The following is a 25,292-nucleotide window of genomic DNA, read 5'->3' as shown; positions in this document are numbered from 1 at the left end:
GGCATGAAACATGGTGGCGATCTCACGCAGGCGATGGCTGAATTCGGCGGCGCGCCGGACCAATGGCTCGATCTCTCGACCGGGATCAATCCATGGCCGTGGCCCATTCCTGCCAACCTGCCGAGCCATCTTTGGGAACGCTTGCCGACGCGCGCCGACGAACAGTCGCTGTTGTCCGCCGCGCGCAGCGCCTACCACGTGCCCGATAACGTCGATGTCGTTGCTGCTGCCGGTACGCAGGCTCTGATCCAGTGGCTGCCGCATCTCGCGGCGCCCAGCGCCGTTGCCATTGTCGGGCCGACCTATAACGAGCATGTCGCGGCTTGGCGTGCCGGTGGACATGAGGTTGGAGTGATCGGCAGCCTTAGCGCGCTGCCGGATCATGCCAGGCATCTGGTGATCGTCAATCCCAACAATCCCGATGGGCGGATCGCCAAGCGCGATGAACTCGCCGATGTTGCGGCGATCCTGCAACGGCGCGGAGGCTGGCTGGTGATCGATGAGGCCTTCGCCGATGTCGATCCCGCGATCGGCGCTGTCGGCCTGTGCGCGACACTGCCAGTGGTGATCCTGCGCTCCTTCGGAAAATTCTACGGCCTTGCGGGTCTGCGTCTCGGCTTCGCGCTTGCGGCGCCGCTGATCGCGCAGCGTATCGCGACTGCCATCGGCCCCTGGGCCTGTTCCGGACCGGCGCAGGTCATCGGCGCGGCCGCTTTGCGCGACGAGCGCTGGGCCACACAGACTCGCGTCGCGCTGGTCGCCCAAGGCATCAAGCTCGACAACGTGTTGGCCGATGCCGGTTTCGAGATTGTCGGCGGCACGCCGCTGTATCGGCTGGCGCGACGTGCCGATGCCTCGAAATGGCATATCGCATTGGCCCGGCAGCAGATCTGGTGTCGCCACTTCGACTGGAGCCATGAGCTGCTGCGGTTCGGCTTGCCGCCCGATGCGGCTGCTCTGAACCGGCTTGGTGCTGCGCTGGCGAAATAGCCGCCACATCGCTCAGACTCCCGCCCAAGGCAGGATAATCGTTTCGTTTCGGTGTTCGGCGCGATAGGTGCTGATGCGGAACACATTGGCGACGATGTCATCGGACAGCGCCTGTCGCGGCGCGCCCTGCGCAGCGAGGCGCCCGTCGGACATCACCAGCACCGTATCGGCGAAGCGCGCGGCGAGGCCGAGATCGTGCGTCACCACGATCACCAGCACGCCGCTGTTAGCGACATCGCGCAGATTTGTCATGACGTCGATCTGGTAGCGCGGATCGAGCGATGCGGTCGGCTCATCCGCCAGCACGATCGGCGCCTCGACAGCGAGGACGCGGGCGAGCGCGACGCGGCTGCGTTCGCCGCCGGAGAGTTCGGTCACACGCCGATCGGCAAAGGCGACGATGTCTGTTGCCAGCATTGCGCGCTCGACCGCAGCCTTGTCCGATGATGTCAGCCGCGCCGGATCGGTCGCGCCATGTGGATAGCGGCCAAGAGCGACGACGTCCTTTACGTCGAGCGGCCAATGCACGACATGACCTTGCGGCAGATAGCCAAAGCGCTTTGCGCGCTCGCGTAGCGACAAGGACGCCAGTGTATGGCCCGCGACATGGATAGCGCCGGTGGACGATTGCAATCCTGCCAGTGCGCGCAGCAGCGTCGTCTTCCCGGCGCCGTTCGGGCCGACCAGGGCGACGAGGTGCTGTCGGTGTAGCGAGAGCGAGACATCGTGCAGCACCTCGCGCCCGGAGAGCGTGACGCTCAGATTGCTCGCGGTCAGCAGCGCCTGATCGGTCATGCGACGCCTCCGCCCAGAGCGCGCCGCTCGCGCATGATGAGATAGAGGAAGAATGGCACACCGATGATCGATGTCAGGACGCCGACCTTGATGTCTGTGGTCGATGGAATGATGCGCACGGCGATATCGGCGGCGAGCAACAGCGCCGAGCCGGTCAGCGCGCTCGGAATTAGTAGTCGCGCGGGATCATGGCCGATGATCGGGCGCATCAGATGTGGCGCGATAAGGCCGATGAAGCCGATCGTGCCGGTGACCGCGACAGCGCCGCCAACGCCGAGCGCGACGCCGAGGATCACCAGCAGGCGCAGGCGGCTCACATGGACACCGAGGCTCTGTGCGGTTTCTTCGCCGAGGCTCAATGCACGAAAGGCCGAGCGCTGACTCATCAGGATAATTGCGCCAGCGACAATGAACGGAAGCGCCAGGGTGACGTGACGGAAGCTACGGTCTTCCAGCGAGCCGAGCAACCAGAAGGCGATCTCAAGTGCGGCGAAGGGATTGGGCGACAGGTTCATCACCAGCGCCGTCGCAGCACCTGCTAGACTTGAGATCGCAAGCCCCGCGAGGATCAGCAACAGCAGACCCGCATTGCGGCCGGCGATGCCGAGCAGCACGAACACCGACAGGAACGCCATCGTGATGCCGGCAACAGGCAGCGCCCATGAGCGGACATCGGCCAAACCGAGCGAGATCATCAGCACCGCACCGAAGGCCGCGGATTGCGGCGCGCCGAACAGCGACGGCGAGGCGAGGGGATTGCGCAGCAAGCCCTGCAGCGCGGCACCGGACAGGCCGAGGATCGCGCCGATGGCAAGTGCGAGAATCGCGCGGGGCAGGCGGATTTCACGCACGATGATCTGATGCACGTCGCTGCCGCCGCCGAACAGTGCATCGAGCACCGTCAGCGGCGAGAGTTTGACAGGTCCCGTGCCGAGCGAGCCCAGTGCCAGCAGCGTGACGAGGCCGACGAGCGCGATGGTCGCGATCGTCCGGCGCCGTGCTGCTGGCGCTATGCTCACCATGTGGCGTTGAAGCCTGCGTAAGCCGCAGGCCCCGTGGTGCCGAAGTTCAGCACTTCCTGATAATGCTCATTCAGGATGTTCTCGCCGCGGGCGAAGACCTTCCAGTTCGCATCGATCTTGTACTCGGTATAGAGGTCGACGCGGGTATAGGCATCCACCTGACCGACCTGATTGGCACTGCTGAAGCGCTTCGACACCGTGGTGACACGCGGCTCGATCATCCACTTGTCGGTGGGCGTGATCGTGAGTGCGAAGCGGGCGAAGTTCTTGGGACGACGTGCCAGCACGGTGTCGGTGCCGAGATCCTGTGCGTGAAGGTAAGTGTAGGCTACGTTGAATTTCACCCAGCCCGGAATGACATCGACATTGCCGCCGACTTCGAGACCGCTGGTCTCGGCGCGGGCGACGTTGACGTAATAGCCGAGCGGGCGGGACGCATCGGAGACAAAGTTGATCAGATTGCTGTAATCGGTGGAAAAGCCTGTGACCGACAGCACGACGCGGCCGTTGAAGAGGCTCTGGTCGATACCCGCGTCATAGCCGAAATTGGTTTCCGGCGTCAGGTTTCTGCTGCCGTAGGTCGTGTCGTAAAGCTGAAACAGCGTCGGCGCTTTTGCGCCGGTGCCAGCGCTGGCGCGGAATTTGGTGCCGGTTTCTGTAATGTTGTAGGCAGCCGTAGCGCGCCAGGTCTCGAAGCGGGCAACGTCGACGACGTCATCGACCCGGCCGCCGAGCGTGACGTTGAGCCGTTCACCGATCGGCACAGACCACAAAGCGAAGATCGAGTTGGTGTCCTGCTGTTTGGCTAGCAGCGGCGTCAATGGGCCGGCAACAGGCGAGATATTCGTGCTGTAGGTCTGCGCGGTCTCGGTCTGTGTCTTGGCACCATAGACGAGGGAGCCGAATGCGCCGAGCTTCAGGGTCGCCTGATATTCGGCGCCGAGACTGTTGCCGACATAATCGGAGATTTTCTCGGTGGTGTTTGCCGGCAACCTGTTGGTGCGATAGCTGACGTCGTCAAACATCCGCTCGGTGTGCGTATTCGACACGGTGACATTGTGAGTCAGAATGCCACCGAATGAATCGATGCCGACGCGTCCATAGACGGTTTGCAGCAGACGCGTCGCCGCTGACGGCGTATCCGGAAGCGTTCCCGTTGCTGCATCATAGGCCGAGCGCGTGAACGAATGGACGATGCCTGACTCAAGCCGGATGCCTTCGCCTGCATCGTAGCCGATGCGCGCCGAGCCGCCGACGCGATCGAAGCTGTCGTTTTCGAGATTCGGAAAACGTGCTTCGAGGGCAGGGATACGATAACCGTAACGCGAGAAACCGTTGCTGTGCTGACCGCCGCCGGTGAAGGCATAGGACCACGGACCGTTGGATCCGGTCAGCGATCCCTGCGTCATGACGGTGCCATAGCTGCCGGCTTCCGTGCGGACATTGACCTGCGCAGGACCGGAGCCCTTCTTGGTGATGATGTTGACCACGCCGCTCATGGCGTCTGAGCCATAGAGCGCGCTCTGTGGCCCCTTCAGGACCTCGATGGCGGAGGGCGTGAACATGGCGAATTCGAAGTCGCCCGATGCAGCCGTGGGATCGTTGACGCGGATGCCGTCGATCATCACCAGGGTCTGGCCGGTATTGCCGCCGCGCAGGCGCACATTCGCGGTGCCGCCGGGGCCGCCATTTTCGCTGATATCGAGGCCAGGCACGGTGCGCAGCGCATCGACCAGCGAGCCGGGATTGCTGGTCGCAATGGTTTCGCCTGACACCACGCTAATCGAACTGCCAGTGCGATTGAGCTGTTCGGGTGCTCTGTCCGCCGTCACTACGATTTCGGAGAGCTGCTCGGCACTGGACTGCGCAGCACTGTGAGAGCAGGACAGAACAACAACGGCCGCAGTGCCTGCGGCCAAATTCCGGATAGTCATTTAACCCCTTCCGTCGACCCACCGTCGAACGAGTGTGAAACTCGTTACCGGCCGGTCTCCTGGCTCGCGGTGGTCTCCCGGTCCGCCTTCCCGAATCTGCGATGCAAATTCAGTGGCTTTGTGGACCCGGAATGGCCGCTTACAGTTGCGGGGGCAGCCGCGGCATAGGGGATATTTCCCCGCACCGCATTCCCGTTTCACCTCCTCGCGGAGGCACCGATAACGACAGACAGGAAGCACAGCGCGCCGCGCGGTGCAACAGCCATCACCGCGTTGTGGACTCTATTGCTCGTGCTGTAGCGCGGCGAGCACGTCGTCGGGGCGCTCGACCATCATCATGTGGCCAGTGCCGGGCAGAATCACCGTGCGGGCGTTTTTCAATGCGGCGGCCAGGGTCTTGCCGGCCTTGGCAGGAGTCATCATGTCCCGTTCGCCGAGGATGAGCGTGACCGGGATTTCAAGCTGGCCCGCAGCGGTCAGCGCATTCTGGTATGTATTGCAGGCGTTGAGATCGGTGAACAGCACGCCCGGCTTTGTGGCCTCGAGCACGCGCTGCGCACCGCTATGCATCCACAACCCCGGCGCGAGGCTGCCGCCGAGTTCGGCGCGAAAGCCGAGCCCCCAGATCGACACCATATCGATAGCGGAATGCTGATTGGCTTCGGCATCCTTCAACAGATCCGGGCCGACGGTCATCGTCCCTGCCGTGCCCATCAGGTCGAGGCGCGTGACTTTACCGGGATGCCGCGCTGCGGTCTCCAGCGCAATCAGCGAGCCCATGGAATGGCCGATCAGCCGCGCAGTCTTTGCGCCTGCAGCCTCGATCAATGCTGCCGTCCAGTCTGCGAGATCGGCGATGGTCGTGAGCGCTTCACCCTTTGAGCGACCATGGCCGGGCAGATCCGGCGCCAGCACGGCGAAGCCATGATGCGCGAACCAGCGCGTATGCAGCGCCCAGGTCGAGTGATCGAAGCCGGCGCCGTGGATCATCACGACGACCGGGAGCGATGGATCGAAGGTGCGGCCGCCATTCGCGATATAGGTCTCGTGACCGTTGACGGTGAGTTGCATCGCTCAGCCCTTCTGCGAGATGCGCAGCGCCTGCGCGAGGTCATCGATGATATCATCGGCGGCTTCGATGCCGATGGAGAGGCGGATCAGCTCCTCGCCGATGCCGGCGGCCTTGAGCTGCTCGGCGTCCATCTGCTGATGCGTGGTGCTGCCAGGATGAATGACCAGCGTCTTGGCGTCGCCGACATTGGCGAGATGGCTGGTGAGTTTCAGGGCCTCGATGAATTTGCGGCCGGCATTGCGGCCGCCCTTGATACCAAACGAGACGATGGAGCCGGCGCCGCGCGGCAGCAGGCGTTTCGCGAGTTCGTAATCCGGATGGTTCTCCAGCGACGGATGCAGCACCCAGTCGACCGCCTTGTTGGCCGCGAGCGCTGCCAGCACCGCATGCGTGTTGGCCACATGGCGCTCCATGCGAATGCCCAGCGTTTCGACGCCTTGCAGCAGCTGGAATGCATTGGTCGGCGAGAGACACGCGCCGAAATCGCGCAGGCCCTCGGTGCGGGCGCGCATGATGAAGGCGGCAGCGCCGAACTGTTCGTCGAAGACGATGCCGTGATAGCCGGCATAGGGTTCGGTCAGCTGCGGGAATTTGCCGGATGCGTGCCAGTCGAAGCGGCCGCCATCGACGATGACGCCGCCGATAGCGATGCCGTGGCCGCCGATCCATTTGGTGGCGGAGTTCATCACGATATCGGCGCCGAGTTCGATCGGCCGCGACAGGAATGGCGTCGCGAAAGTATTGTCGATCAGCAGCGGAATCTTCGCGGCATGGGCGATGTCGGCGACAGCGGGAATGTCGAGCACTTCGAGGCCGGGATTGCCGATGGTTTCGCCGATGATCAGTCTCGTGTTCGGCTTGATTGCCGCCTTGAAGGCGTCGAGATCGCGCGGCTTGACGAAACTCGTGGTGATGCCGAAGCGCGGCAGCGTGTGGGCCAGCAAGTTGATGGTGCCGCCATAGAGCGAGGACGACGCCACGATGTGATCGCCGGCATTGAGCAGTGTGGCTATGGCGAGATGCAGCGCCGCCATGCCCGATGCGGTGCACACCGCGCCGACGCCGTTCTCAAGTGCGGCGAGTCGCTCTTCCAGCACCGCCGTCGTCGGATTTGAAATGCGCGTATAGATGTGGCCGGCGCGTTCGAGATTGAACAGCGCAGCAGCGTGATCCGAGTCCTGGAACACATAGGACGTGGTTTGATAGATCGGCACGGCCCGCGCGCCGGTGATGGCGTCCGGATGCTGGCCGGCATGCAGACTCAGCGTTTCGAAAGCAGGCGGTTTGGGTGCTGGCATGGTGATTTCATCCCTGGACGCAATTTGCGACATCTATGGCACGAATCGGATGCGAGTGTGAGTCGGCGATATTTCAACTGATGGAACGAAACGCGGGGTGGCGACTTGTACGAGGTCGATCACGCGGGAGAGTTATCATGAAGAAATTGCTGCTTTGCACTGCGGTTGCGGGTCTCGCGTTTTCATCGGTTGCGGCCGAGGCGAAAGGCTGTATCAAAGGCGCGATCATTGGCGGAATCGCCGGCCACTATGCAGGACATGGCAAGGTTGGCGTCGTTGCGGGGTGCGTGATCGGACGCCACGAGGCCAACAAGGCCGATGCGGAACGGGCGCAGAAGGCGCAGCATCCACAGCCGCCGAACGAGAATGGTCGCATCTAGATCGGCGTTGTTCTCAACGCTGGACGATGTTGCTAAAATTTGATGGACTAGACCGGTTCAGTAGAGCCTCACCCTCATCAGGTTGGGGTTCTTTTCGTCTCTGTACGATACCGGACGAGATTGGGCGTAGACGTGGTGCTGCATCGGGATGTGTTTTGGCTCGGCAAGCAATGGGCCGTGACTGGCTATGGAATTCAGGCTGTCAGCCAGAAGCACAATATGAAGTTCGATATCGAAGTATCGCAGATCTGGAACGAGGATCTGGATGCGTTGATGCGCGATGAGCCGTGGTTCGATGCGCAGGATTTTGCACAGGCCGTGGATCGCGCGAGGCAGCGTGCGATGGAATCACCGCTGACGTTCAAGCCACCGCTGAGTGATGAACGATAGCGGCAGCGCATCATTGCAGGATTCAAATTTCAAACAGCCACTGTCCTGAAAACATGCGTTCGCATTCTCGCGGCGCTTGCGTGTCCGAGCTATGAGCATTCCCACCTCGCCCCCTTGTGAGAGGGCGTGCGGAACGCCGGGTGCCCGTTGCACCCTTGGGCCTGATGCCGATGCGGTACTCCGCAATTTAGAGTGCATCAGGACTTTCGGAAGCACGAGCGAGTGCCCGACGTTCCGCCTGCGGTGTTTTTTCGGTTGCTTGCACTTTGCCTCGACGAACGCTCCGATCGCGAATTAAAGTCCCAAGGCGATGGGAAGGGAGCCTCAAGCGAATAGGCCGGACACGTTTTGACTTGGTCGTCCGTCACACTGTCCAGAGAGTCTTTCCATCCGAAGGCCGGCCGTCTCCTTGCCAGTGGCAGTGCTGGCGCAGATCCGTCCGCCCGAAGACAGACGTCACCCCCAAACCGCGTAACGCCGCATCTCCGGCGTCCACCGCATCCAGCTCCGCGAACGTGACGATCGCGCTCGCCCCTCTCATCGGGGCCGGACGCGAGAGAATATAATCCAGGAAGGGATATTGTCAATGAAAGATAGGAAAATATGTTTGGCGCTGTCTTACCGCTCCAAACTGTCATTCCGGGGCGGCTGCGCGCCTTCGCGCAGACGAACCTCAGCCACTCCAATTCGAGTGGCGGGGAATCTCGACCTGTTCAGCGCAAAACTCTCTGAGATTCCGGGTTCGCGTCCGGCAAGTGCCGGCCGCGCCCCGGAATGACGAGAGTGGGTCGGGAGGCCAAGTTCGCACTCTCGGCTGCGCCGAAACCTCGCCCTCCGACACGCCAATTGGCGTGCCCCGGAATGACGGTGTTGGACCGCCGAAAACTGCGGCTTGCTTCTTTCGCCCTCTGCTGCAATCTGGATGGATCACTGTCAGTCACTCCAATTACGAGATTCCACGGATGAGCCAGCTCAAAGTCCATGTCGGCGACTTCACCTTCGACGCGAAGTTCGAGGAGAAGGACGCCCCCAAGACCGTCGCCGCCTTCAAGAAGGCGATGCCGTTTGTCAGCCAGGCGATCCATGTGCGCTGGAGCGGCGAGGGCGTCTGGATGCCGCTTGGCGATCTCGATTTCGGCGTGCCGTATGAGAACCACACCAGCTTTCCGGCGCCGGGCCACATCATCCTGTATCCGGGCGGTATCAGCGAGACCGAGATCCTGCTGGCCTATAGCGGCGTACATTTTGCCAGCAAGATGGGCCAACTGGCCGGCAACCATTTCATTACGCTGACCTCGAATCTCGAAAATCTGAAAGAGATGGGTAAGACCGTGCTCTGGAAGGGTGCGCAACCCGTCCGTTTCGAGATGGTGTGATGACCTCAGGCCAGTATCCCCGCGATCTCCGCGGCTACGGCCGCACACCGCCCGATCCGAAATGGCCGGATGGCGCCCGCGTCGCGGTGCAATTCGTGGTCAATTTCGAAGAGGGCGGCGAGAACAACATCCTGCATGGCGACCGCGCCTCGGAAGCGTTCCTCTCGGACGTACTGGGGGCGCAGCCCTGGCCGGGCCAGCGTCATGCCAATATCGAATCCATGTTCGAATATGGCTCGCGCGCCGGCTTCTGGCGGCTGTGGCGGATGTTCACCGAACGCAATATGCCGACCACGGTGTTCGGCGTCGCGACAGCGCTGCAACGCAATCCCGAAATCGTCGCAGCGATGCAGGAGGCGAAATGGGATATCGCCAGCCACAGTCTGAAGTGGATCGAGCACAAGGATATGTCGGAGCCCGAGGAGCGCTTCGAGATTGCCGAGGCGATCCGCGTGCATACCGAGGCGACCGGCGCGCGCCCGACCGGCTGGTACACCGGCCGCAGTTCGATCAACACCATTCGCCTGCTGATGGAAGCCGGTGGTTTCAAGTATCTGTGCGATAGTTATGCCGACGATCTGCCATACTGGATCAAGGGACCCAGCGAACCGCAGCTCATCATTCCCTATACGCTCGATGCCAATGACATGCGTTTCGTCAATCCGCAAGGTTTTGGTGGCGGCGACGAGTTCTTCACCTACCTGAAGGATTCGTTCGATGTGCTGTATGCCGAAGGCGCGACGTCGCCGAAGATGATGACCGTGGGCCTGCATTGCCGCGTCGTCGGGCGGCCTGGACGTGCGGCGTCGCTGATGCGGTTCCTCGATTACATCGCGAGCCACGAGCGCGTCTGGGTGCCGACGCGTCTTGATATCGCCGAGCACTGGCACGCCAATCTGAAACATCTTGCCTCCGATGCTCGTGCCATCGGATAGACCAGGATTGGGATAAGCCCTGTCATGACAGAGAAGACGCTCGACGAACTCAACGCCTGCAGCAAAGCGGATTTCGTCGCGGCGCTGGCGAATATTTTCGAGTATTCGCCGTGGATCGCGGAGAAGGCGGCGGAGAGCAGGCCCTTCGCGGGCGTGAAGCAGTTGTTCGCCGCGATGCGCAAGGTGGTGGAGGAGGCGGCTGCAGGTCAGCGGCTGGCGCTGATCAAGGCGCATCCGGATCTCGCCGATAAAACGCAACGCGGCGATCTCCTGACGGCGGAATCCAATGCCGAGCAGAACAGCGTCGGGCTCGACCGGCTGTCGGAGGCCGAATATGCCGCCTTCGATCGCGTCAACAATGCCTATCGTGCGAAGTTCGGCTTCCCGTATATCGTCTGCGTTCGCCGCCACACCAAGGATTCGATCCTGGCGGATTTCGAGAAGCGGTTGCCGAACGACCCGGCCGCCGAGGTCACCGCATCGGTCGCCGAAATCTGCAAGATCGCGGCGCTGCGTACCGATCTTTTGGTCGACGGGCCAGATCGCCTGCAGATGCATGGCCGGCTCTCGACCCATGTGCTCGATACCCATAGCGGCAGACCTGCGGCCGGGATTTCGGTCGAGCTTGTCGAATTGTCGAAGCTTGGCGTCAGCCGCGTGATTGCGCGCACGCTGACCAATCACGACGGCCGCACCGATGTGCCGCTGATCGGCGGCAGGCCGGTGCCGATCGGACGCTATGAACTGACCTTCAAGGTCGGTAGCTATTTTGCGGAGCGTGGCGTGCCGATGTCCGATCCGCCGTTCCTCGACGAGATCCCGCTGCGCTTTTCGGTCTATGAACCCGAAGGCCATCTCCACGTGCCGCTGCTGGTGACGCCGTGGAGCTATGGGACGTATCGCGGGAGCTGAGCGGGGCGCGATGCCTCATGGTGAGGAGCGCGCCACTTGGCGCGCGTCTCGAACCATGAAGAGTATTACGCACATCCTTCGAGACGCGCGTGAAGAACGCGCTCCTCAGGATGAGGACGGAGTTCAGACGTGGATGGCCGGGACAAGCCCAGCCATGACGACTGAGAGTTTCGCAATCGCGCCATCCTACATTCGACCCAAATCGGTCGTCTCATCACAAAACAAAAATCAGGGAGAACGTCATGCGTGGCATCAATCGCCTGCTGCTGGTCGCGGCATTCACATCCATCGCCACGGCCAGCGCCTTCGCCTCCGAAGTCCATGTGATGATCTCCGGCGGCTTCACGGCAGCCTACAAGGAACTGGTGCCGCAGTTCGAGAAGGCAACGGGCAATACGGTCGTCACGGCCTATGGGCCGTCGATGGGCGAGACGCCGCAGGCGATCCCGATGCGGCTGGCGCGCGGCGAGCCGGCCGATGTGCTGATCATGGTGGGCTATGCGCTGGGCGATCTCATCAGCAAGGGCAAGGTGGTCGCCGACAGCCGCGTCGATCTCGCGGATTCGCCGATCGGCGTGGCGGTGAAGGAGGGCGCGCCGAAGCCGGACCTGTCCTCGGCGGATACGCTGAAGGTCGCGCTGCTGAAGACGCGGACCGTGGCCTATTCGGACAGCGCCAGCGGTGTGTATGTCAGCAAGGAGATGTTCGAGAAGCTCGGCATTGCCGACGCCATGAAGGACAAGGCGCGCAAGATCCCGGCGACGCCGGTCGGCGAGATCGTCGCCAGGGGCGAGGCGGAGATCGGTTTTCAGCAGATCAGCGAATTGAAGCCGGTCAAGGGCATCGAGATCGTCGGCCCGCTGCCGGCGGAGCTGCAGAAGATCACGGTGTTCTCGGCGGGGCTCGCGAGCAATGCGCCGCAGCCCGATGCCGGCAAGGCGCTGATCGCGTTTCTGTCCTCGAAGCAGGCCGCCCCTGTGATCGTGGCCAGCGGGCTCGAGCCCAAGGTGAAGTAGACGCTCTCACTCCGTCCCTCATGGTGAGGAGCGTGCCTCTTGGCGCGCGTCTCGAACCATGAGTTGGCGGCCATCCTTCGAGACGCCGCGCAAGATGCGCGGCTCCTCAGGATGAGGGCGGAGTGTTTGGCCCTGATCTTTTCAATGCGTCGCAGCCGCAGCCACGCCCGCCGCTTCCGCCTTTGCGGTCTCGGCACTGCTGACGCCATTGAAGAACGCGTTCAGGATCACGGCCACCAGCGCGCAAAGCAGGATGCCCGACTCCAGCAGCGGATGCAGGTCGTGCGGCAGCGCCTTGAAGAAATTCGGCGACACCAGCGGGATCATGCCGAAGCCGACGGAGATGGCGACCACGAACAGGTTGCGCTGGTTGGTCTTGAAGTCCACCGCGGTGAGGATGTGCGCGCCGGTCGCGGCGACCATGCCGAACATCACGAGGCCGGCGCCGCCAAGCACCACCTGCGGCACCGACTCCACCAAGGCTGCCATCTTCGGCAGCAGGCCGAGCACCAGCATGATGCCGCCGCCGGCGATGGTGACCCAGCGCGAGCGCACGCCGGTGACGCCGACAAGGCCGACATTCTGCGAGAACGAGGTGTAGGGGAAGGTGTTGAAGATGCCGCCAAGGAAGGTGCCGACGCCATCGGCGCGCAAGCCCTTGGTGAGCGCATCGCGGTCGACCTTGCTGTCGGTCATTTCACCGAGCGCCAGAAACATGCCGAGGGACTCGATCATCACCACGATCATCACGATGCACATGGTGACGATGGGCACGAGATGGAATTGCGGCATGCCGAAATGGAACGGCAGCACGATGTCGACCCAGCCGGCAGTGCCGACCTTGTCGAAATGCATCACGCCGAGCACGCTGGCAAGGATCGCGCCCGCGATGATGCCGAGCAGCACCGAGACGTTGGACAGAAAGCCGGTGCCCCATTTGATCAAAGCAAGGATCACGACCAGCACGAACAGCGCGATGCCGAGCCCCTGCAACTGGCCGTAAGCCGGATTGGGGAACGTGTGCGGAACGCCATCGATCATCTTTGTGAACATGGGTAGTCCGCCACCAGCCCAGTTGATACCAACGCGCATCAGGGAGATGCCGATCACCATGATGATGGTGCCGGTGACCACCGGTGGAAACAGCGGCAGCAGCCGGCTGATGAAAGGCGCGACAAGGATGCCGAAGATTCCGGCAGCGATGACCGAGCCATAGATGCCGAGCAGGCCGATCTCCGGGGCGGTGGCCATCGACAGCATCGGGCCGACCGAGGCGAAAGTGACGCCCATCATGACAGGCAGGCGGATGCCGACGCCGGGAAAGCCGATACACTGGACCAGCGTGGCCAGGCCGCAGGCGAACAGGTCGGCGGAGATCAGGAAGGCGACGTCCCGCGGCGGCAGCTTCAGGGCACGGCCGATAATGAGCGGCACCGCGACCGCGCCGGCATACATCACCAGCACATGCTGCAGGCCCAGCGCGAGCAGGCGCGGGGTCGGGAGGACCTCGTCGACGGGATGGACGCTCTCTGTCATTGATCTAGCCCCTTGCTTAGGTGATGAAATATCGTGGCATTATGATCGTCAGATACAAGCCTCGTGCCAGACGCCGCTGAAAGCCATTTCGAGGTTGATGAGTGGCCGGTGGCACGAAGGTTGCTCGAAAGTGAGCATTGCTGAATATATTGCCCGGCGACCGAGGTTCTCTGGTCGCCAACACAGACCGGAGGTCGCGCGTGCCGCTCATCAAGAACAGATATGGAAAAGGCCGTGTCCGCATCATGCGGATCCATCGCGACGGCGACAAGCAGGATGTCAGCCAGCTCAGCATCAAGGCGATGCTGGAAGGCGATTTCGGCCGCGCCTATACCGAGGCCGACAACTCCACCTCGACCTCCACGGACACGATCAAGAACATCGTCAATGTGGTGGCGCGCGAGAATACCGCGCTCTCGACAGAGGAGTTCTGCCAGGTATTGGCGAAACGCTATCTCGACCTGTATCCGCAGGCCAGTTCCGTCAGCATCACCGCGCATGAAACCAAGTGGGCCCGGCTGGCTGTCGACGGTGAACTACACCCGCACGCATTCCTGCTCGACAGTAACGGCAAGCCCACTGTCGAGATTGTCGCGACGCGCGATGGCATGACCATGAGCTCGGGCCTTGACGGTTTCACCTTCATGAAGTCGACCCAGTCGGGCTGGGAGAACTACTACACGGACAAATATTCCACGATCCAGCCGACCAATGACCGCATCTGTGCGACGTCGATGGTGGCGTCGTGGACATGGTCCGGCAAGCCGGCGAGCTATCCGGCGACCAACAAGAAAATTCTCGACACGCTGTTGAAGGAATTCGCGACGACCTATAGTCCGAGCGTGCAGAACAGTCTGTATCGTATGGGCGAGAAGGTGCTGGCCGCTGTGCCGGAAATTTCCGAGATCAGCATGGCCTGTCCGAACATCCACTATATCCTGATGAATCTCTCGGCCTTTGGTCTCGACAACAACAACGACGTGTTCCTGCCGACGGATGAGCCGCACGGGCAGATCGAATGCACGGTGGGGCGGGGGTAGTTTTGCTTAACCTCTCCCCGCTCCCACGCGAAGCGAAGCTTCGCTAGGCGGAGAGAGGTCGCCGCGTCTTCGCGGCGGGTGAGGGGCAGGGCACATGTCCGGATGTCATCCCCGCCTAGCACGCCGAAGGCGTGCGCGGGGCGGGGATCCATAAACACCAGGGATCTGTTTAAAGCGATGTGGTCGTAGCTCTGCCGCTCCTATTTCAACGATCGTGGCTATGGGTCCCCGCCTTCGCGGGGACGACACCTCTACTGACGTCGGCTACTTCCCAAACTTCTTCTGCAATTCCGGAAAAATTCGATCCGGCTTGAATGGCACCTGCGTAAACCGGATGCCGGTGGCGTCGAACAGTGCGTTGCCCATGGCGGCCGCGACGGGATTGTAGGGGCTTTCGCTCATCGACTTCGCACCCAATGGCCCGATCGCATCATAGGTGTCGGCGAAATACACCTCGGTGCGCGGCAGATCGGCGAAGGACGGCAGATGATAGTCGCGGAATTTCGGATTGACGACGCGGCCGCGGTCGTCGATCACCATCTCCTCATAGAGCGTGGCCCCCAGCGACTGCGCGACGCCGCCTTCGATCTGGCCGCGGAGCTGCATCGGATTGGCGACGGCGCCAGCGTCCGCGGCCTGCACGCTCTTGAGAACCTTGATCGCGCCGGTCCCCTTGTTCACCGCCACGCGAAATCCCTGGACGTTGAAGGCGACCGAACGTGGGGTGCCGCCTGAGGTTCCGGTGGCGCTGCGTACGCTGCTGTCCGCCTGCATCGCCGCCACCAGCTTCTGCGCGGCGTCATGGGTGGCTTTGCCAGCGACGAATGTGCCGGCGCTGCCATAGGCGCCGGTGTCGTGGCCGCCGTTCCGCGTATCGGACTGGCGCAGATGAATCTGCTCGACGCTGCAGCCGAGCGTCGTGGCGGCGATCTGCCGATGCACCGTCGCGGTGCCGTTGCCGAATTCGGCGGTGCCGACCGTGAGATCGTAACCGCCGTCATCGCGTTTGGCGATGACGACTTCGGCGATGTGGCCCTGCGGCGGCACTGTGTCGATCATGGTGAGCGCGATGCCGTCGCCGATCAGCCAGTCGTCATCGAGATCGTGTTTGGTCTCTATCTCCATCGCGCGCTCGACGAGGTCGAGGCACTGGTCAAGGCCGTAACTTCCGATCAGCACATCGTCGTAGTGCGTGCCGGCGGGTGACAGCATGGGGTCGCCAGGCTTGATGACGTTGTGCCGGCGGAAATCATACGGGCTGATACCGAGCTGTTTCGCAAGGTCGTCGATGGCGGCCTCCACCGCGAACAGCGTTTGCGGCAGGCCGTAGCCGCGAAATGCCCCCGCAGGCACCGTGTTGGTATAGGCGACCACGGCATCGACCTTCTTGTTGGCGCAGTTATAGACGCCGAGTGATTCACCGCAGGCGTGAAACAGCACCGGGCCGGCGTGATTGCCATAGGCGCCGGTGTTGGAGAGTACGTCGAGCTGCAGCGCGGTGAGTTTGCCGTCCTTGTCCGCACCGGCCTTCACGGTGACGCGCATCGGATGCCGCGTCGATGTGGCGATGAATTGTTCCTCGCGGGTCAGTTCCCATTTCACCGGGCGGCCGGTCTTGAGCGCGGCCAGCGCGAGAATGTCCTCGACGAACATTTCCTGCTTGCCACCGAACCCGCCGCCGACGCGTTCGCAGAACACGCGGACCTTGTCGGAGGAAAGGTCATAAAGCTGAGCCAGCGCGCGGCGTGTCAGGAATGGCGTCTGCGTGCTTGAGCGGATATTGAGGATGCCGTCTACATCGAGCCAGGCCATGCCGCCATGGGTCTCGAGATGGCCGTGTTGCACGCGTTGCGTGGTGAAGGTGCCCTCATAGGTGACGGCGGATGATGCCAGCGCCGCTGCGACATCGCCGAATTCACCGTGCGTTTCGGCGACGATGTTTCTGATAGCATTGCTGACGCGATGCACCGGCGTCTTGTCGGGGTGAATGACCGGCACGCCAGGCGCGATGGCGGTGGCGGGGTCGAACACCGCGGGCAGGATGTCATAGACGACGTCGATGCGGCGGCAGGCTTCTTCGGCGATCGCTTCGCTGTCCGCGACCACGGCGGCGACTTTCTGGCCGATGAAGCGCACGGTGTCGTCAAGGATCCGTGTATCCTCGGGATCCATTGCATCGATCTCGTGGCGCGCGGTCGAGAACAAAGTGGCCGGCGCATCCGCATGGGTCAGGACCGCATGAACACCTGGCATGGCGCGCGCTGCTGATGAATCAATCGATACGATGCGGGCATGCGGATGTGGTGAGCGCAGCATCTTGATATGCAGCAAGCCGTCCATGACGACGTCGAATGTGTAGCGCGCCTTGCCCATCACCACCTGGGGACCAGCGGGCGCGGGCAGGCTGCGGCCGAAGGCGCTGCCGGGCTCGGCGTCTTCCACATTGGACTTGCCGTCGAGTGCGTCCTCGATCGTGCGATAACCTGTGCAGCGACACAGATTGCCCTTCAATGACGCTCCGAGATCGGCGCGCTGTGCCTGATTGAGCGACGCGCAGGTCACGATCATGCCGGATGTGCAGAAGCCGCACTGGAATCCCTGTGCGTCCAGGAACGCCTGCTGCATCGGATGGATGCCGCCTTCGGGCGCGAGACCTTCGATTGTTGTGACGGCATGGCCTTCGGCGCGGAATGCCGGGATGATGCAGCTATGCACTGGCTCGCCATCGAGGAGCACGGTGCAGGCGCCGCAATCGCCGGCATCGCAGCCCTTTTTGACGCCGAAACGGCCGAGCTGACGCAGGAAGGTACGCAGGCATTGGCCGGCTTGCGGCTGCTGCGAAAAGCTGTGGCCGTTGATCTCGAAACTCATGGCTTGAAGCCCTGCAGCTCGGCGCGGATTTCTTCCGCGAGCCGCAGCGTCATCTGCTTGCGCCAGGCCGGCTTGCCGTGAACATCGTCGTGATAGAGATTGTCCGGAATCCGGTCGAGGATCGCCTCTTCGAGCGCATCGGCATCGGGAAGTGTTGGGAGCGCGATGCGGACAGGACGCTTCGTCGATGCCGTGATCGTCAGCCGCAAGCCATCTTCATCAAGGCTTCCTATCAGCAGCGCAGCAGATCGCCCGACCGGCGTCAGCGAGATCTGCCTGAATGCAGAGCGGCGCTTGAACGCTGCAAGAGGAATGGCAATGCTGCGCAGGAGATCACCCGGCATCAGCACATTGCTTTGATCGCCGGTGACGAAGTCCACGACGTCGATCGTGTTTGCGCTGCCATCGGCCTTCCAGATCGTGCAGACCCCATCGAGCGCGGCGGTGAGCGCGATCATCGGGCCCGCCGGCAGCGACATGCAGAGATTGCCGCCGACCGTTGCGGTCTTCCAGATCTTGAAGGAGGCGAGGAAGGCGCGGCAACATTGATTGATCAGGGGCGATGCGATCCAGTCGGGCGGGCAGGCCAGCGCGTCCAGTTGCGCCACGGTGCAGGTCGCGGCGATCTGCAATTCACTATCGGTGACGGTAAGGGCCGGCCATTTGAGATCGGTGAGGTCGATCAGCCGCGTCAGGTGGCTCTGTGGTTCGGAGAAAAGCCAGGTGCCCCCGGCGAGCCATGCATCCCCGGCACTCCATGTCGGTAGCTGTTCCCGCGTCGTGGGGCGGGCAACGGACGTGACCGTATTCAAATCCATAGGGCGGTTATGCTTTCACTCGGCAATGACCCCTTGAAGTATCATTGTGAACCTTGCAAGACCGACGCCAAGTCGCCGACAATTGCAGAACAAATCGAAGTATTCGTGGCTGGTCCCTGAATTGCAAGGTCGGGTCCAGGACCGAAGGAGATGAGCCATGACAGAAACGCAGGCCACCTGGATCAAGGATCCGCTCGGCATTTTCGCCGAGGGTGCCGAGCGCGGCATTGTCGTCAAGAACGGTCGGATTGTCGAACTGGTGCCGGCCGGCGGCCAGCCGGCCACGGCGGATATCGCGACCTATGATGCCAGCGCCCATGTGGTGCTGCCGGGGCTGATCAATACGCATCACCATTTCTATCAGACGCTCACGCGCGCCTTGCCGGCGGCGCTGAATCGCGAGCTGTTTCCCTGGCTGCAGGCGCTCTATCCGGTCTGGGCGCGGCTGACGCCCGAGAATCTCCATCTCGGCGTCAGTGTGGCGATGTCGGAATTGTTGCTGTCGGGCTGCACCACGACCACCGATCACCACTATGTGTTTCCGGCGGGGCTCGAAGCGTCCGTCGATATCGAGGTCGCGGTGGCGCAGCGGCTCGGCATGCGCGTGCTGCTGACGCGGGGATCGATGAACCGCTCGCAGCGCGACGGCGGTCTGCCGCCGGACTCGGTGGTGCAGGACGAGGACACGATCCTCGCCGATAGCGAACGTGTGGTGGCGACATTCCATCAGCGCGGCGAGGACGCGATGGTGCAGATCGCATTGGCGCCGTGTTCGCCATTCTCGGTGACGACCTCCCTGATGGCCTCGACCGCCGCGCTGGCCGACAAGCTCGATGTGCGGCTGCATACGCATCTCGGCGAGACCGAGGACGAGAACCGCTATTGCGAGGAGATCTATGGCTGCCGTCCGCTGGATTATCTGGAGCAGACCGGCTGGCTGAATAAACGCACCTGGCTGGCGCATGGCATTCATTTCAACGGGGCGGAAATGCTGCGGCTCGGCAAGGCCGGGACTACCATCAGTCATTGCTCCTGCAGCAATCAGCTATTGGCCTCTGGCTGCTGCCCGGTCTGCGAGATGGAGGATGCCGGCGTCGGCATCGGCCTCGGCGTCGATGGTTCGGCGTCGAATGACGGATCGAATCTGATGCAGGAAGTGCGCGCGGCATTTCTGCTGCAGCGGGCGCGTTACGGCGTCGGGCGCGTCAGTCACAAGGATGCATTGCGCTGGGCGACGAAAGGCTCGGCGGCCTGTGTGGGGCGGCCGGAGCTCGGCGAGATCGCGGTCGGCAAAATGGCCGATCTCGCGCTGTTCAAACTCGACGAGCTGCGCTTCTCCGGCCATGGCGATCCCCTGGCGGCGCTGGTGTTGTGCGGTGCGCATCGTGCGGACCGCGTGATGGTGGGCGGCGCATGGCGCGTGATCGACGGTGCGATCCCGGGGCTGGATATCGCGGATCTGATCCGCCGACACGGCGCGGCGGCGAAGGCGATGCAGGCGGGGTGATAACTTCCGCAGAGGTATTGCGCGAACGCTTCAACGCGCTGCGGCCTGCCCTCTCCCCCCTTGCGGGGGAGAGTTGGAGAGGGTGGTGCCACAAACTCTGAACGCACCTGCTGCCGCCCCCTCCCTAACCCTCCCCCGCAAGGGGGGAGGGGACGACGGCGTTCATTGTGCGGCTATTCGCTCGTTACTTCCCCGGAATCTTGTCGTCGATACCCTTCACATAGAAGTTCATGCCGAGCACCTGGCCGGGGTCGAGGGCATCGCCGCCCTTGCATTCCACTTCCTTGCCGTCTTGTCCCATGATCGGGCATTTGAACGGCTTAAGCGTGCCGGCGATGATGGCGGCTTCGGTGTCCATCGCCATCTTCTTCACGTCATCCGGCATGTTGGTATAGGGCGCCATCACGACCATCTTCTCTTTCAGGCCGGCCCAGGTGTCTTCCGACTTCCAGGTGCCATCGAGGGCCGCCTTGACGCGCTCGACGTAATACGGGCCCCAGTTGTTGGTGACCGCGGTGAGCTGGGTCTTGGGACCGAACTTGATCATGTCGGAGTCCTGGCCGAAGGCGAGGGCGCCGCGCTCGGAGGCGACCTGCATCGCAGCCGGGCTGTCGGTGTGCTGCATGATCACGTCGGCGCCCTGATCGAGCAGCGCCTTGGCGGCATCGGCTTCCTTGCCGGGATCGAACCAGGTGTTGACCCAGATGATCTTGATCTTGATGTCCGGATTGATCTTCTGCGCGGCGAGCATGGTCGCATTGATGCCCGAGATGACTTCCGGGATCGGGAACGAGCCGATATAGCCCAGCACGCCCTTCTTCGACATCTTGGCGGCGATCAGACCCTGGATGTAGCGGCCTTCAAAGAACCGGCCGGAATAGCTCGACATGTTCTTGTCGCGCTTGAAGCCAGTGGCATGTTCGAACATCACCTTGGGATTGCGCTTGGCGACCTTGAGCGTTGGGTCCATGTAGCCGAACGACGTGGTGAAGATGAGCTGGTTGCCGGCGCGCGCGAGCTGTTCGATGGAGCGCTCAGAGTCCGGACCCTCACTGACATTTTCGAGATAGGTGGTCTCGATCTTGTCGCCGAACTCCTTGACGATCATCTGGCGGCCGACTTCGTGCTGATAGGTCCAGCCGAAATCGCCGACCGGGCCGATATAGACGAAGCCGACTTTCAGCTTGTCGGCGGCGACGGCTGCACCCAATCCGAGGCCGGTGGCCAGCAGTAGGGCGGCGGCTGCAAGTGCTTTCCTGTTCATACGCGTCTCCTGTTTGCGAGATAGTCTTGCGAGAATGTCTTTAGCGGTCGGGCACGAATACCGTGCCCAATGCTGCCGGCGCCGTGGAGCCGCCGCTGCGGGTGCGCGAGATCAACACCAGCACGACGACGGTTGCGAGATAGGGCAGTGCGGACATCAGTTGCGAGGGCACGCCGACGCCCCAGCCCTGCGCATGCAGTTGCAAGATCGAGACCGCGCCGAACAGATAGGCGCCAATTACGAGGCGCCCCGGCAGCCATGAGGCGAATACCACCAGCGCCAGCGCGATCCAGCCGCGGCCGGCGGTCATGCCGGGGACGAAGAACGGCGTATAGGCCAGCGGCAGATAGGCGCCGGCCAGACCCGCGCAGCCGCCGCCGAACATCACGGCGAGGGTGCGGATCTTGAGCACGGGATAACCGAGCGCATGGGCGGAGACGTGATTGTCGCCGATGGCGCGGAGGACCAGCCCCGCCCGGGTGCGATAGAGGAACCAGGACATGCCGATGATCAGCGCAAGCGAGACATAGACGAAGGCGTCTTCGCCGAACAGGATCTTGCCGACGAAGGGGAGCGTGGTCAGGCCGGGAATGTACAGCCGCGGCGCGGTGGCGATACGCTCGCCGACGAAGCCGGCGCCGATCAGGCCGGACACGCCGATGCCCAGGATTGTGAGCGCGAGACCCGTGGCGACCTGATTGACGGCGAGGCCGAGCGTCATCAGTGCAAATACCAATGAGAGCGCGACGCCCGCGAGAATTCCGCACAGCGCGCCGATGAATGTCGAGCCGGTGGCCCAGGCGCCAGCAAAGCCGCAGGCTGCGCCGACGATCATCATGCCTTCGACGCCGAGATTGAGCACGCCGGCGCGCTCCACCAGCAGCTCGCCGGAGGCGGCGAGCAGCAGCGGTGTCGACGCCGCGAGTACGGCAAGGATGATGGCTTCAAGCAGCTCCATCGGCGACCTTCCGCTGCGGCATGATGAGCTTGATCCGGTACAGGATCAGGCTGTCGCAGGCGAGCACATAGAACAGCAGGATACCCTGAAACACCTTGGTGATATCGAGTGGGATCTTCATAGCGATCTGCGCTTGCTCCCCGCCGATAAATGTCAGCGCCAGGAAAAGCCCTGCAATTAGTATTCCAACCGGGTTGAGCCGTCCGAGAAATGCAACGATGATCGCGGTGAAGCCATAGCCGGGCGAGATGCCGGGCTGCAGATGACCGACGGGGCCGGCGACCTCGATGATCCCCGCGAGGCCGGCCAGCGCGCCGGATATCGCGAAAGTCAGCAGCACCAGCTGGTTCGACGAGAAGCCGCCGAAGCGCGCCGCCCGCGGTGCCGCGCCAACCACGCGAATTTCAAAGCCCTTGATGGTGCGGCCGAGCAGGACAGCAGCGGCAACAACGATCACCAGCGCGATGACCGCGCCGAGATGCAGCCGTCCACCCTCGAACAGCAGGGGCACGGTGGCGACCGGATCGAATTCGGCCGTGGTCGGGAAGTTGAACCCTTTGGGATCGCGCCACGGGCCGCGGACGAGATAATCGAGCAGCAGGTCGGCCACATAGACCAGCATCAGACTGACCAGAATTTCGCTGGCGCCGAAGCGCACCTTGCAGAAGGCCGGGATCAATGCATAGAGCGCGCCCGCGATGGCGCCGAGCAGCAGCATCGCCGGCAAGACCCAGACGCCGGCATCGGTGCCGTTGGTCTTCACCGCAAGCCAACTGCCCGCCACGGCACCGACGAGGAACTGTCCCTCCGCGCCGATGTTCCAGACATTGGCGAGATAACAGAGCGAGAGGCCGATGGCGATCATCACCAGTGGCGCGGCTTTCACCGCGAGCTCCTGCAGCGAATAGGCGTCGGTCAGCGGCGTGATGAAATAGACGTTGAGCGCGGCGATCGGATTTTTGCCGATGATCACGAACAGGATGCTCATGGTCACGATGGTGAGCCCGATGGCGATAACAGGCGATACCAGCGCGATGATGGTCGATCGCTCCGCGCGCTTCTCAAGCACCAACTGCATCGGGCACGTCCTTTGGCGTGAGTGCGCTGCCGCCCATCAACAAGCCCAGCGTTTCCCTGTCCGCATCTGCCGTCATCAATGGCTCGGAGAGACGGCCGTGGAACATCACGGCGATGCGGTCGGCGATGTCAGCGAGTTCGTCAAGGTCCTGACTGGTGACGAGGATGGCCGCGCCCGCAGCGGCAAGATCGAGCAGCGCCTGACGAATGACGGCGGCAGCGCCGGCATCGACGCCCCATGTCGGCTGGCTGACCACCAGCACGATGGGATTGCGCAGGATCTCGCGGCCGACGATGAATTTCTGCAGGTTGCCGCCGGAGAGGCTGGCGGCTTCTGGATCGCGCTTGGCCTTGCGGACGTCGAAACTTTCGGTGGCGCGATCGACGGTCGCGAGCGTTGCCGCCGTATTGATGAAACCGTTGTGCACCATGCCGGATGCGGCGTGGCCGGTGAGCAGCGCGTTCTCCGACAGGCGCATGCGCGGCGCGGTGCCGTGGCCGAGCCGTTCTTCGGGCACGAAGGCCGCGCCAAGCTTGCGGCGCGCGGTGATCGACAGATGTCCGGCGGCGTGACCGTCGATGACAATGGTGCCGGGATCTTTGGCGAGACGCTCGCCGGAGAGCGCCGCGAAGAACTCGTCCTGCCCATTGCCGGCGACGCCAGCGATCCCCAGGATCTCGCCGCCCTTCAGCTCCAGCGAGATGTTTTTCAGATGCACGCCATGTGGTTCGTCGGGCGCGAGGCTGAGATCATTGACCACGAGCCGTGGCACCGTCGTCTGCCGGTTGGCGGCGGCTTTCACCTGCTTGATCTCGGTGCCGACCATCATGCGCGCCAGTGATGCGGCAGTTTCTTCGCGCGGCAGGCAGGTCGAGATCTTCTTGCCGCCGCGCAGGATGGTCGCGGTGTCGCAGAGCCGCTTCACTTCGTCCAGCTTGTGGCTGATGTAAAGGATCGCGCGGCCTTCCGACTTCAGGCGCTCCAGCACGACAAACAATTGATCGGCCTCCTGCGGCGTCAGCACGGCGGTGGGCTCGTCGAGGATCAGGAATTTCGGATTCTGCATCAGCACGCGCACGATCTCGATGCGCTGACGTTCGCCGACCGAGAGTTGCCAGACCTCGCGCTTGGGATCGAGCGGCAGGCCATATTGCTGCGACACCTGTTCGAGCCGCGCCGACATCGCTTTGAAGGATTCCTTGCCGTCGAGACCGAGCGCAACGTTCTCGGCGACAGTGAGATTGTCGAACAGCGAGAAATGCTGGAACACCATGCCGATGCCGCGCGCGCGCGCATCATGCGGGCCGGCGAGCACCATCTTCTCGCCCTGCCAGAGCATCTCGCCTTCGCTCGGCTGGATCAGGCCGTGGATGGTTTTGACGAGCGTGGATTTGCCGGCGCCGTTCTCGCCGAGCAGCGCGTGGATTTCCTGCGGACGGATCGCGATGTCGATGGCGTCATTGGCGAGGAAACTGCCATAGCGCTTGGTCAGACCAATGGTCTGCAGAAGCACCGTCCCCATACGCGCGTGTCCCGATCCCGAATCCAACATTCGCTACTCACGCGTGAAAAGGAGGTTTGCGGCAAGTGTGTGCCGGATTGGAATGCAGCGTAAATCTCGAATAAGCGCCAGCGTCTGCCTTATTTTTGGACTGGATCGCTTTCTTGGGCGATTCCTCTCGACGCAATCGCGTAAGGCTCGGGCTTTTCATTGATTGAATGACGTTTATTCGACTTTCGCATTGTATACTTGGTCTGAAGTGTTGCAGTTCTGGTACATGTGCAACGAATTCGGAATCCGGATTTTCTCGTGTGTTGAGAAGTTGGGCAGTGATTTTCTTGCAGTGCAAACACGGAATCACAGTGTGAATTCACCATCGGAGCTTCGTACGGAAACCTGCGACAGAACGTCGCAAAATACCAATCTTTACAGTCTCTAAGCGCTTGTCTTACACGCGCTCGCATGGCGTCATTTCACCATCCCGAAAACACGATGCTTCAAGCATAAAATACTGATTTCACTGGGCATCCCTGATGAAATCCGTGGCAACTATTGGAAAAAGTTGAGGCTTCTCACCCGGACTGATTGCAACAACTCTC

21 protein-coding genes and 1 riboswitch are annotated in these 25,292 nt (G+C 62.5%); of the genes, 9 read left to right on the top strand and 12 right to left on the bottom strand.

All coding sequences use genetic code 11. The annotated features are described in order from the left end of the window. Window positions 1–3: 3 nt before the first annotated feature. Complete coding sequence (gene cobD / locus AB7813_RS11655; protein WP_439083037.1) at window positions 4–990, top strand: threonine-phosphate decarboxylase CobD; 987 nt, start codon at window positions 4–6, stop codon at window positions 988–990. A 12-nt stretch (window positions 991–1,002) separates the two neighbouring features. Here the strand turns inward: cobD and AB7813_RS11650 are convergent, their stop codons facing one another. The 5 genes from AB7813_RS11650 to AB7813_RS11630 all read right to left on the bottom strand — a co-directional run bounded on the left by AB7813_RS11650 (window position 1,003) and on the right by AB7813_RS11630 (window position 7,111). Next, complete coding sequence (locus AB7813_RS11650) at window positions 1,003–1,785, bottom strand: ABC transporter ATP-binding protein (protein ID WP_439083038.1); 783 nt, start codon at window positions 1,783–1,785, stop codon at window positions 1,003–1,005. Beyond that, a complete protein-coding gene (locus tag AB7813_RS11645; protein ID WP_439083040.1) occupies window positions 1,782–2,807 on the bottom strand; it encodes a FecCD family ABC transporter permease in 1,026 nt (341 codons plus the stop codon). Before AB7813_RS11645 ends, AB7813_RS11650 begins: the two co-directional genes overlap by 4 nt. Continuing rightward, the gene (locus tag AB7813_RS11640; protein ID WP_441228092.1) at window positions 2,801–4,741 is read right to left on the bottom strand and encodes a TonB-dependent receptor plug domain-containing protein; all 1,941 of its coding nucleotides are present in this window, start codon (window positions 4,739–4,741) and stop codon (window positions 2,801–2,803) included. The genes AB7813_RS11645 and AB7813_RS11640 overlap by 7 nt, the downstream gene beginning before the upstream one ends. A gap of 32 nt (window positions 4,742–4,773) precedes the next feature. Further along, a riboswitch (cobalamin riboswitch) is annotated at window positions 4,774–4,977 on the bottom strand. A gap of 46 nt (window positions 4,978–5,023) precedes the next feature. Further along, window positions 5,024–5,812 carry an alpha/beta fold hydrolase gene (locus AB7813_RS11635; protein ID WP_439083041.1) on the bottom strand — a complete coding sequence of 263 codons (789 nt, stop codon included), beginning with the start codon at window positions 5,810–5,812 and terminating at the stop codon, window positions 5,024–5,026. Between the two features lie 3 nt (window positions 5,813–5,815). Continuing rightward, a complete protein-coding gene (locus AB7813_RS11630; RefSeq protein WP_439083042.1) occupies window positions 5,816–7,111 on the bottom strand; it encodes an O-acetylhomoserine aminocarboxypropyltransferase in 1,296 nt (431 codons plus the stop codon). A 137-nt stretch (window positions 7,112–7,248) separates the two neighbouring features. Here AB7813_RS11630 and AB7813_RS11625 point away from each other — a divergent pair, with 137 nt between their 5' ends. From AB7813_RS11625 to AB7813_RS11600, 6 genes are all read left to right on the top strand, one after another. Further along, window positions 7,249–7,491 carry a hypothetical protein gene (locus AB7813_RS11625; RefSeq protein ID WP_068734329.1) on the top strand — a complete coding sequence of 81 codons (243 nt, stop codon included), beginning with the start codon at window positions 7,249–7,251 and terminating at the stop codon, window positions 7,489–7,491. Between the two features lie 219 nt (window positions 7,492–7,710). Then, complete coding sequence (locus AB7813_RS11620) at window positions 7,711–7,881, top strand: hypothetical protein (protein WP_170849552.1); 171 nt, start codon at window positions 7,711–7,713, stop codon at window positions 7,879–7,881. A gap of 962 nt (window positions 7,882–8,843) precedes the next feature. Beyond that, window positions 8,844–9,257, top strand: coding sequence for a DUF3830 family protein (locus tag AB7813_RS11615; protein WP_068735441.1), 414 nt, complete (start codon window positions 8,844–8,846; stop codon window positions 9,255–9,257). Then, window positions 9,257–10,192, top strand: a complete 936-nt coding sequence (gene puuE, locus AB7813_RS11610) for an allantoinase PuuE (RefSeq protein ID WP_439083043.1) — start codon at window positions 9,257–9,259, stop codon at window positions 10,190–10,192. Before AB7813_RS11615 ends, puuE begins: the two co-directional genes overlap by 1 nt. 24 nt (window positions 10,193–10,216) lie before the next feature. After that, window positions 10,217–11,104 carry a 2-oxo-4-hydroxy-4-carboxy-5-ureidoimidazoline decarboxylase gene (uraD, locus tag AB7813_RS11605; RefSeq protein WP_439083045.1) on the top strand — a complete coding sequence of 296 codons (888 nt, stop codon included), beginning with the start codon at window positions 10,217–10,219 and terminating at the stop codon, window positions 11,102–11,104. A 242-nt stretch (window positions 11,105–11,346) separates the two neighbouring features. After that, window positions 11,347–12,120: a substrate-binding domain-containing protein gene (locus AB7813_RS11600; RefSeq protein WP_439064551.1), complete on the top strand. Its 774-nt coding sequence runs from the start codon at window positions 11,347–11,349 to the stop codon at window positions 12,118–12,120. A gap of 141 nt (window positions 12,121–12,261) precedes the next feature. On the opposite strand, the gene AB7813_RS11595 is transcribed toward AB7813_RS11600, so the two are convergent. Then, entirely contained in the window at window positions 12,262–13,656 is a 1,395-nt protein-coding gene (locus AB7813_RS11595) for a nucleobase:cation symporter-2 family protein (protein ID WP_441228091.1), read from the bottom strand. Window positions 13,657–13,856: 200 nt separating this feature from the next. Between AB7813_RS11595 and pucL the strand changes: the two genes are divergently transcribed. After that, on the top strand, window positions 13,857–14,696 hold the full coding sequence (gene pucL, locus AB7813_RS11590; RefSeq protein ID WP_439083047.1) for a factor-independent urate hydroxylase: 840 nt from the start codon (window positions 13,857–13,859) through the stop codon (window positions 14,694–14,696). 264 nt (window positions 14,697–14,960) lie between these two features. On the opposite strand, the gene AB7813_RS11585 is transcribed toward pucL, so the two are convergent. Together AB7813_RS11585 and AB7813_RS11580 are read right to left on the bottom strand one after the other, a co-directional pair. Beyond that, the gene (locus tag AB7813_RS11585; RefSeq protein WP_439083049.1) at window positions 14,961–17,567 is read right to left on the bottom strand and encodes a molybdopterin-dependent oxidoreductase; all 2,607 of its coding nucleotides are present in this window, start codon (window positions 17,565–17,567) and stop codon (window positions 14,961–14,963) included. Continuing rightward, complete coding sequence (locus tag AB7813_RS11580) at window positions 17,564–18,385, bottom strand: FAD binding domain-containing protein (protein ID WP_439083050.1); 822 nt, start codon at window positions 18,383–18,385, stop codon at window positions 17,564–17,566. Before AB7813_RS11580 ends, AB7813_RS11585 begins: the two co-directional genes overlap by 4 nt. 157 nt (window positions 18,386–18,542) lie before the next feature. Here AB7813_RS11580 and AB7813_RS11575 point away from each other — a divergent pair, with 157 nt between their 5' ends. Next, window positions 18,543–19,892: an 8-oxoguanine deaminase gene (locus AB7813_RS11575; protein ID WP_439083052.1), complete on the top strand. Its 1,350-nt coding sequence runs from the start codon at window positions 18,543–18,545 to the stop codon at window positions 19,890–19,892. Between the two features lie 184 nt (window positions 19,893–20,076). Here the strand turns inward: AB7813_RS11575 and AB7813_RS11570 are convergent, their stop codons facing one another. Genes AB7813_RS11570 through AB7813_RS11555 form a run of 4 tightly spaced genes read right to left on the bottom strand, consistent with a single transcriptional unit; the run spans window position 20,077 to window position 24,744 of the window. After that, entirely contained in the window at window positions 20,077–21,156 is a 1,080-nt protein-coding gene (locus tag AB7813_RS11570) for a BMP family ABC transporter substrate-binding protein (RefSeq protein WP_120291483.1), read from the bottom strand. Between the two features lie 40 nt (window positions 21,157–21,196). Continuing rightward, complete coding sequence (locus tag AB7813_RS11565) at window positions 21,197–22,114, bottom strand: ABC transporter permease (RefSeq protein WP_439064544.1); 918 nt, start codon at window positions 22,112–22,114, stop codon at window positions 21,197–21,199. Beyond that, entirely contained in the window at window positions 22,101–23,192 is a 1,092-nt protein-coding gene (locus AB7813_RS11560; protein ID WP_120291479.1) for an ABC transporter permease, read from the bottom strand. Before AB7813_RS11560 ends, AB7813_RS11565 begins: the two co-directional genes overlap by 14 nt. Further along, on the bottom strand, window positions 23,176–24,744 hold the full coding sequence (locus AB7813_RS11555; RefSeq protein ID WP_439064542.1) for an ABC transporter ATP-binding protein: 1,569 nt from the start codon (window positions 24,742–24,744) through the stop codon (window positions 23,176–23,178). The genes AB7813_RS11560 and AB7813_RS11555 overlap by 17 nt, the downstream gene beginning before the upstream one ends. Between the last annotated feature and the right edge of the window lie 548 nt (window positions 24,745–25,292).

The sequence above is a fragment of the Tardiphaga sp. 20_F10_N6_6 genome, assembly GCF_052076045.1.
GTDB classification, from domain to species: Bacteria; Pseudomonadota; Alphaproteobacteria; order Rhizobiales; family Xanthobacteraceae; genus Tardiphaga; species Tardiphaga robiniae.
This window is presented reverse-complemented; position numbering and strand designations above follow the sequence as displayed.

Excerpts from the sequence above, each read along its gene's own strand:
- AB7813_RS11650 (WP_439083038.1), bottom strand. The coding sequence starts at position 1,785 with ATGACCGATCAGGCGCTGCTGACCGCGAGCAATCTGAGCGTCACGCTC.
- cobD (WP_439083037.1), top strand. The coding sequence starts at position 4 with ATGAAACATGGTGGCGATCTCACGCAGGCGATGGCTGAATTCGGCGGC.
- AB7813_RS11645 (WP_439083040.1), bottom strand. The coding sequence starts at position 2,807 with ATGGTGAGCATAGCGCCAGCAGCACGGCGCCGGACGATCGCGACCATC.
- AB7813_RS11560 (WP_120291479.1), bottom strand. The coding sequence starts at position 23,192 with ATGCAGTTGGTGCTTGAGAAGCGCGCGGAGCGATCGACCATCATCGCG.
- AB7813_RS11565 (WP_439064544.1), bottom strand. The coding sequence starts at position 22,114 with ATGGAGCTGCTTGAAGCCATCATCCTTGCCGTACTCGCGGCGTCGACA.
- AB7813_RS11615 (WP_068735441.1), top strand. The coding sequence starts at position 8,844 with ATGAGCCAGCTCAAAGTCCATGTCGGCGACTTCACCTTCGACGCGAAG.
- puuE (WP_439083043.1), top strand. The coding sequence starts at position 9,257 with ATGACCTCAGGCCAGTATCCCCGCGATCTCCGCGGCTACGGCCGCACA.
- AB7813_RS11570 (WP_120291483.1), bottom strand. The coding sequence starts at position 21,156 with ATGAACAGGAAAGCACTTGCAGCCGCCGCCCTACTGCTGGCCACCGGC.
- AB7813_RS11635 (WP_439083041.1), bottom strand. The coding sequence starts at position 5,812 with ATGCAACTCACCGTCAACGGTCACGAGACCTATATCGCGAATGGCGGC.
- uraD (WP_439083045.1), top strand. The coding sequence starts at position 10,217 with ATGACAGAGAAGACGCTCGACGAACTCAACGCCTGCAGCAAAGCGGAT.
- AB7813_RS11555 (WP_439064542.1), bottom strand. The coding sequence starts at position 24,744 with ATGTTGGATTCGGGATCGGGACACGCGCGTATGGGGACGGTGCTTCTG.
- AB7813_RS11600 (WP_439064551.1), top strand. The coding sequence starts at position 11,347 with ATGCGTGGCATCAATCGCCTGCTGCTGGTCGCGGCATTCACATCCATC.
- AB7813_RS11640 (WP_441228092.1), bottom strand. The coding sequence starts at position 4,741 with ATGACTATCCGGAATTTGGCCGCAGGCACTGCGGCCGTTGTTGTTCTG.
- AB7813_RS11595 (WP_441228091.1), bottom strand. The coding sequence starts at position 13,656 with ATGACAGAGAGCGTCCATCCCGTCGACGAGGTCCTCCCGACCCCGCGC.
- AB7813_RS11620 (WP_170849552.1), top strand. The coding sequence starts at position 7,711 with ATGAAGTTCGATATCGAAGTATCGCAGATCTGGAACGAGGATCTGGAT.
- AB7813_RS11585 (WP_439083049.1), bottom strand. The coding sequence starts at position 17,567 with ATGAGTTTCGAGATCAACGGCCACAGCTTTTCGCAGCAGCCGCAAGCC.
- AB7813_RS11575 (WP_439083052.1), top strand. The coding sequence starts at position 18,543 with ATGACAGAAACGCAGGCCACCTGGATCAAGGATCCGCTCGGCATTTTC.
- AB7813_RS11625 (WP_068734329.1), top strand. The coding sequence starts at position 7,249 with ATGAAGAAATTGCTGCTTTGCACTGCGGTTGCGGGTCTCGCGTTTTCA.
- AB7813_RS11580 (WP_439083050.1), bottom strand. The coding sequence starts at position 18,385 with ATGGATTTGAATACGGTCACGTCCGTTGCCCGCCCCACGACGCGGGAA.
- AB7813_RS11630 (WP_439083042.1), bottom strand. The coding sequence starts at position 7,111 with ATGCCAGCACCCAAACCGCCTGCTTTCGAAACGCTGAGTCTGCATGCC.